Below are 5,217 nucleotides of genomic sequence, written 5' to 3'. Positions count from 1 at the left end.
TTTAAAATAATTAAATATTTCATTCACTTGTTTATTGTGTGTTGGAATTAAAAAGGGTATTATGTTTCCAATAGCATATGTGGCTAAAGTTTAAAAAATTAGAAAAAAGAAAGGATTATTGAATTAAGTGTTTTTCGACTAAATCCAATAGCATTTCGCTTGCTGTTGCATATCCCCCCATTTGGGCATGCATCTGTGAACCAGAATCTTCATCAAACAATAAATATTCCTTTTCACATTCAAGCATATCATAGAATACTTTTGCTTCACCCTGTGTCATTTCTGATGTTCCATCCATTACAATGGTCAGACAATCCAAATCCTTAATAATGTCAGTATTGTCGAATTTTCTAAGTTCATTACAAATGCTTTCTGAAGTTGCTCCGTGCTTGTAAATGTAATCTTCAAGCATGAAGTCCAATTGTGCGGGACGAACTTCTTTTGGCATTTTTTGAATCATTTCAAGTCTTTTAGCAAAGGCACCGCCCCAGTTTGCATTACCGGGATCAACAATACACATTCTAACACGTTCATCATAAATTGCGGCTCTAGGCACTAGAAATCCTCCAAAGCTTATTCCGAAAAGTATTATGTTTTCCTCATCAATGCCTTCAAAGTTTTCTAAACAGTAATCGATAATTGGGGTTATTACATTTTCTATATCGTGTCTGAATGTAATTCCGTTCATTCTAAGGGCAAATCCCTGACCTGGACCATCATACACAAGACAGTTTATTCCTCTTTTCAGTGCCTGTCTGTAAACCCATGCAGTATCTTCTGCGAAAGTATCTCTTCCAGGAGTCAATATCATTAACGGAGCATTATCATCTGCAACGGGAGATTGATAATAATGTGCCGGAAGGTATGAGTCCTCATAAGGGATTTCTACATATTCTCCGGGGAAATTGGATACCTCCAGATAGTTATGATAACAGTCCAAACTGTTTTGAGAATATTTAGAAAGTCTATCATCATCAATTGAGTTAAAATACATTAAAGCAATTCTCCAATAGGTTGATGCCCTTAGATATGCACTTTCTTTTGTCACGTTACTGTTGGAGTTTTCTGCTCTTTTTTCAAGTGTTGTTGCCATTTCAGACCATGCATCAATCCATTCTTTTCCTGCTTTGAATTTAGCAACTGTTTCCAGTACTTCCCCTACATCTGCCATTTGCAGGTAGGTTAATCCTAGTGCATGTCTTATCAGTGCATCCTGCAATACATTGTCACTGAATTTATCCGCTGACCAGTGGCCTTCAACGCCAACTGACGGCATTTTATTCATCATTTTTTTCATTAATATCACCTCAAATTGTTTTTTATAAATTCACGAGCCTTTTTAAAGTCTTTTTCGTTGGGATGGTTTTTGGCTATTCCACCGATTTTTTCGAAAAATCCATATGTGTCATATCCTCTGCAGCTGAATCCTCCAATGAATTCGCAGTCTTGGGATTTAATTGTTTTTTGAATGCTTCTTGCATAGTTTATATAATTAATGCCGCAAGTGTAAACAGTAAAAACCTTTTTGCCGGTCAAGTCAATTTCTGAAGCTAGCTTTTCGATGCCTTTGTGGAATTTATGGAAATATATTCCTGAAGCAAATCCTATTGCATCATAAACTGAAAAATCTGTTTTTTTAGCTTCAGATATTTTTAATAAGTTAATATCATTTGAATATGCCATTACATCTAGAACTTTTTTTGTATTTCCATGATGTGATGAAACATATATTATTGCGGTTTTCATTTTTTATCATCTCGAAAAAATTTAATTTCCTATAAAATAATTTCCTATGAAACTATTTCATAGAAAACTATTTAACAATAATTATATATAAACATTGCTATGGAAGAAAAAAAATTAGGATTCCTAATAGCTAATCTATTCAATGATTACACAAACTACATGAATAGCTATCTTAAAGAAATGGATTTGACATTAAGTCAGACAAGAGTGCTCCTTGTTTTAGCATTGAATAATGGAGTATCTATTGATTATCTTGCAGAAAAAGCAAACATAGGAAAAAGCAGCGTAACCAAATCTGTGAAAATACTTGAAAAGAAAGGATTTTTAACAAAGGAAATTAATCCTGAAGACAATCGTAAAAAGATTGTTAAAATAACAAAAAAAGGCAGAAACATTCAAAAAGAAGCTCTTCGGATTAATGATGAAATAGAAACATCTATCATTTCGAAAATCGGTGAAGAAGAAATCAAAACATTAAAAGAACAGTTAATTACACTGGATAATCTGATTAAAAAGGGATAAATTTCTGTGATGATGCAATAATCAAATCAAAAAAGTTATACAGCTGTTTTGTCATTTATCTCCGTGAAAATTATGTATCTTGAAAACGAATTTTCAACAGTTAAGAGAATATTAAATGGTATCTTTTGTTCTTTTATAATCAGATTACGACAATACCTTGTTCATTCATTTTTTATGAATACTACAATTATCATTATGAATGTAATCATGGCCAGAATCAGTGTTGTATATATTGGACAGAAATAGGCAATCACCAGTGCTGCTGCAGAACCCACAAATACCAGTAATCGCGGAGTTGTGTTTGAAATTTCATCTTTTTGACATTTCGGATCTGTTTTTACCACAATCCAGTCAAGCAGTTGAATGGAAATAAACCAAAAAATCAGTAATAAAACATAAATAATTGCTGCTATATTGCTGTTTGGAAAACTGCCCTTTAATTTAGTTGCAAATGGAATCAATGTTGCGATAACTAACCAAAATCCATTCATTACAAATATATGGCCGTCAACATTTTCGATTTTTTTAAAAATATTGTTGTGGGTTCGCCATGAAAAGTAAATTAATGAAAAACTGACAAGATAAGCAAAAAAAGTTGTAGATAAATCTAATATTGAATCAAATGTTAATTGGGAAGGTAAAGCCAATTCCAAAACCATTATTGTTGCAGCAATTGCAATAATTCCATCGCTAATTGCAATTAACCTGTCTTTCATTATAATCACTCATTTAAAATTAAAATAAATTTTTTGAGATATTTTTTAAATGATATTAATTCCTTCAATCCGTACTGTTCCTTTAATTCTTCATTGATTTTCAAATCAATCTGCTGACTTTTAAGTTGAACTTTTCTTCCCTCATCAGTAATTGTAATTAATTTTTTTCTATTGTCCAGTGGATTTATCTGTTTTTTTGCAAAGCCTTTCTGCTCCAAAACCTTAATGGACTTTGTTACTATACTTTTATTGGAATAGGTTTTTTCTGCAAGATAATCAACAGAAACATTGTCTTTTATGCCTAAAGTAAATAATATTCTGGCTTGTGTTAATGTTAATCCTTCTTCTTCAAAATACTCATTTAAGTATTGTGTAAAACTATAAAATGCAGTAGACAATAATAACCCAAGTTCCATATCTTCAATGGATTTTTCATCACTATTTTTTATTAAATCTAATTTATCTGTCATTTCACTACCTGTCTAAATATTTAAATATCATAAATTATATAGTTTACTATAAAATTATTTACTAGTAAATAATTTACTATGAAATAAAATCGAAGGTGTATATAAAATGAATCAAAAAACTGTCATAATCACAGGTGGAAATTCAGGACTGGGATATCAGTGTGCAAAGAATATTGCAAGTAAAAGTAAAGATTATACAATTGTAATTGCCTGTAGAAATAAAAATAAAGCATTAAATGCTCAGAAAAACCTAAAAAAAGAAAGCAATAATCCGAATATTTATACATTATCTCTGGATTTGTCTTCGACAGAATCAATTAGAAAATCCTATGATGAATTTCTAACATTGGAAATTCCGCCATTATATGGAATTGTATGCAATGCAGGATTCAATCGCCAGCAGGTGGAATATACCGAAGATGGATTTGAAGCGACATTCGGAGCACTTCATCTGGGACATTTCTTATTTACAAATCTCATGCTGAAACAGATGGGACATAATGGAAGAATTGTTTTTGTAAGCAGTGATATGCACAATCCTCCAAAAATCGTATGTAAATACACACCTGAATTTCACAATGCTGAAGAATTGGCACATCCTGGAATCAACGGTGAATTATCAGATAAGGAATTAGCACTCAGGTATCCTATGGCAAAATTATGCAATATTTTATGTGTAAATGAAATGTCTGATCGTTTAAAAAAGGAAACGGATAAAAATATTACTGTAAATGCATTTAACCCAGGATTAATGACTGACACTAATTTCATGCCGGAAAATTCTAATATTATTGCTAAAAAGCTCCTTCCCCACTTTGCATCATTACTTGCAAGAATAATCAAACAGAAAGGAAGTGGTGTTGAATCAGGGAAAGGTTTAGCCAATTTAATAACTGAAAAACAATTTGAACGAATCACTCGAAAATATTTTGACAGAAACAATGAAACTCCAATTGAAACTTCACTGCAGGCTCAGGATAATGAAGCTGCAAGAAAACTATGGGTTGAAAGTGCAGAACTGGTTAATTTAAAAGAAAACGAAACAATTCTGTCAATCAAATGAACTGATTTTCATAATCTTGGGATGTGAAAAGATACTGTCGATACTCTCCATTGAATCAGTAAAGGTCCAATTACCACAGTCTTTCATAAATATGAGGTATATTTTTCATATATATTAAATAATTTCCGTTGCAAAAAAAAAAACAAATTGAAAATTATGGCTTTAGAAAATGTGGAACATCTATGTCAGAGACAAATCTCAAAGAATATTTTACTGATGGTCAAAATATTAAAAGAGAGTTTGACATTATTCTTTAAAACATATATTTGTTGAGGAAAATTGCATTAACTTTAAAAACACCAAAATATTATTCATAATCTTTATATGAAGTTATATTAAATATTATACTGTAAGAGCTAAAAGTACTAAATATTTTGTATTGTATACGGGCAAAATCCATTGTATATAATTCGGGTGTTATTTAATTTATTAATTGTTAATATTAAGTTTTTTATTCATTGACTTAATATAACTTATTTTATAATTTTATTAAGTGTATTATATTGATATTTTTAAAAAAGGAGTATTTTTTTAAGGAATTGATTTGTCCTTTTTTGACAGGTGTTTATATTTTGTATAGTTTTTTCAGCATATTGACTTTATATTTGGAGTAAATCCTTTGAAAAATTATTGAGAAAACATCATTGGGACTGTCCACTAATTAATTTCTATATTTAATATTTATTGCATGGTAAAATTG

General features: G+C 30.5%; 6 protein-coding genes. 2 read left to right on the top strand and 4 right to left on the bottom strand.

Annotated features, from left to right (window positions below):
* Nucleotides 1–115: 115 nt before the first annotated feature.
* Together Q0W26_RS11210 and Q0W26_RS11205 are read right to left on the bottom strand one after the other, a co-directional pair.
* Nucleotides 116–1,297, bottom strand: coding sequence for a S9 family peptidase (locus Q0W26_RS11210; protein ID WP_298525420.1), 1,182 nt, complete (start codon nucleotides 1,295–1,297; stop codon nucleotides 116–118).
* 5 nt (nucleotides 1,298–1,302) lie between these two features.
* Nucleotides 1,303–1,746 (bottom strand): flavodoxin family protein, encoded by a 444-nt coding sequence (locus Q0W26_RS11205; protein ID WP_298525417.1) that lies wholly within the window; start codon nucleotides 1,744–1,746, stop codon nucleotides 1,303–1,305.
* A 99-nt stretch (nucleotides 1,747–1,845) separates the two neighbouring features.
* On the opposite strand from Q0W26_RS11205, the gene Q0W26_RS11200 reads away from it, so the two are divergent.
* Nucleotides 1,846–2,268 (top strand): MarR family winged helix-turn-helix transcriptional regulator, encoded by a 423-nt coding sequence (locus Q0W26_RS11200; RefSeq protein ID WP_298525414.1) that lies wholly within the window; start codon nucleotides 1,846–1,848, stop codon nucleotides 2,266–2,268.
* Nucleotides 2,269–2,429: 161 nt separating this feature from the next.
* On the opposite strand, the gene Q0W26_RS11195 is transcribed toward Q0W26_RS11200, so the two are convergent.
* Both Q0W26_RS11195 and Q0W26_RS11190 read right to left on the bottom strand, forming a co-directional pair.
* A complete protein-coding gene (locus Q0W26_RS11195) occupies nucleotides 2,430–2,984 on the bottom strand; it encodes a TMEM175 family protein (RefSeq protein WP_298525361.1) in 555 nt (184 codons plus the stop codon).
* A gap of 5 nt (nucleotides 2,985–2,989) precedes the next feature.
* Complete coding sequence (locus Q0W26_RS11190; protein ID WP_298525358.1) at nucleotides 2,990–3,454, bottom strand: MarR family winged helix-turn-helix transcriptional regulator; 465 nt, start codon at nucleotides 3,452–3,454, stop codon at nucleotides 2,990–2,992.
* 106 nt (nucleotides 3,455–3,560) lie between these two features.
* On the opposite strand from Q0W26_RS11190, the gene Q0W26_RS11185 reads away from it, so the two are divergent.
* Entirely contained in the window at nucleotides 3,561–4,517 is a 957-nt protein-coding gene (locus Q0W26_RS11185; RefSeq protein WP_298525355.1) for an SDR family NAD(P)-dependent oxidoreductase, read from the top strand.
* Nucleotides 4,518–5,217: the final 700 nt, after the last annotated feature.

It is taken from the genome of uncultured Methanobrevibacter sp. (assembly GCF_947169325.1).
Lineage (GTDB): Archaea > Methanobacteriota > Methanobacteria > Methanobacteriales > Methanobacteriaceae > Methanocatella.
This window is presented reverse-complemented; position numbering and strand designations above follow the sequence as displayed.

What these genes read in the sequence shown, in the direction of transcription:
- Q0W26_RS11210 (WP_298525420.1), bottom strand. Translation starts at nt 1,297, where the DNA reads ATGAAAAAAATGATGAATAAAATGCCGTCAGTTGGCGTTGAAGGCCAC.
- Q0W26_RS11205 (WP_298525417.1), bottom strand. Translation starts at nt 1,746, where the DNA reads ATGAAAACCGCAATAATATATGTTTCATCACATCATGGAAATACAAAA.
- Q0W26_RS11200 (WP_298525414.1), top strand. Translation starts at nt 1,846, where the DNA reads ATGGAAGAAAAAAAATTAGGATTCCTAATAGCTAATCTATTCAATGAT.
- Q0W26_RS11195 (WP_298525361.1), bottom strand. Translation starts at nt 2,984, where the DNA reads ATGAAAGACAGGTTAATTGCAATTAGCGATGGAATTATTGCAATTGCT.
- Q0W26_RS11190 (WP_298525358.1), bottom strand. Translation starts at nt 3,454, where the DNA reads ATGACAGATAAATTAGATTTAATAAAAAATAGTGATGAAAAATCCATT.
- Q0W26_RS11185 (WP_298525355.1), top strand. Translation starts at nt 3,561, where the DNA reads ATGAATCAAAAAACTGTCATAATCACAGGTGGAAATTCAGGACTGGGA.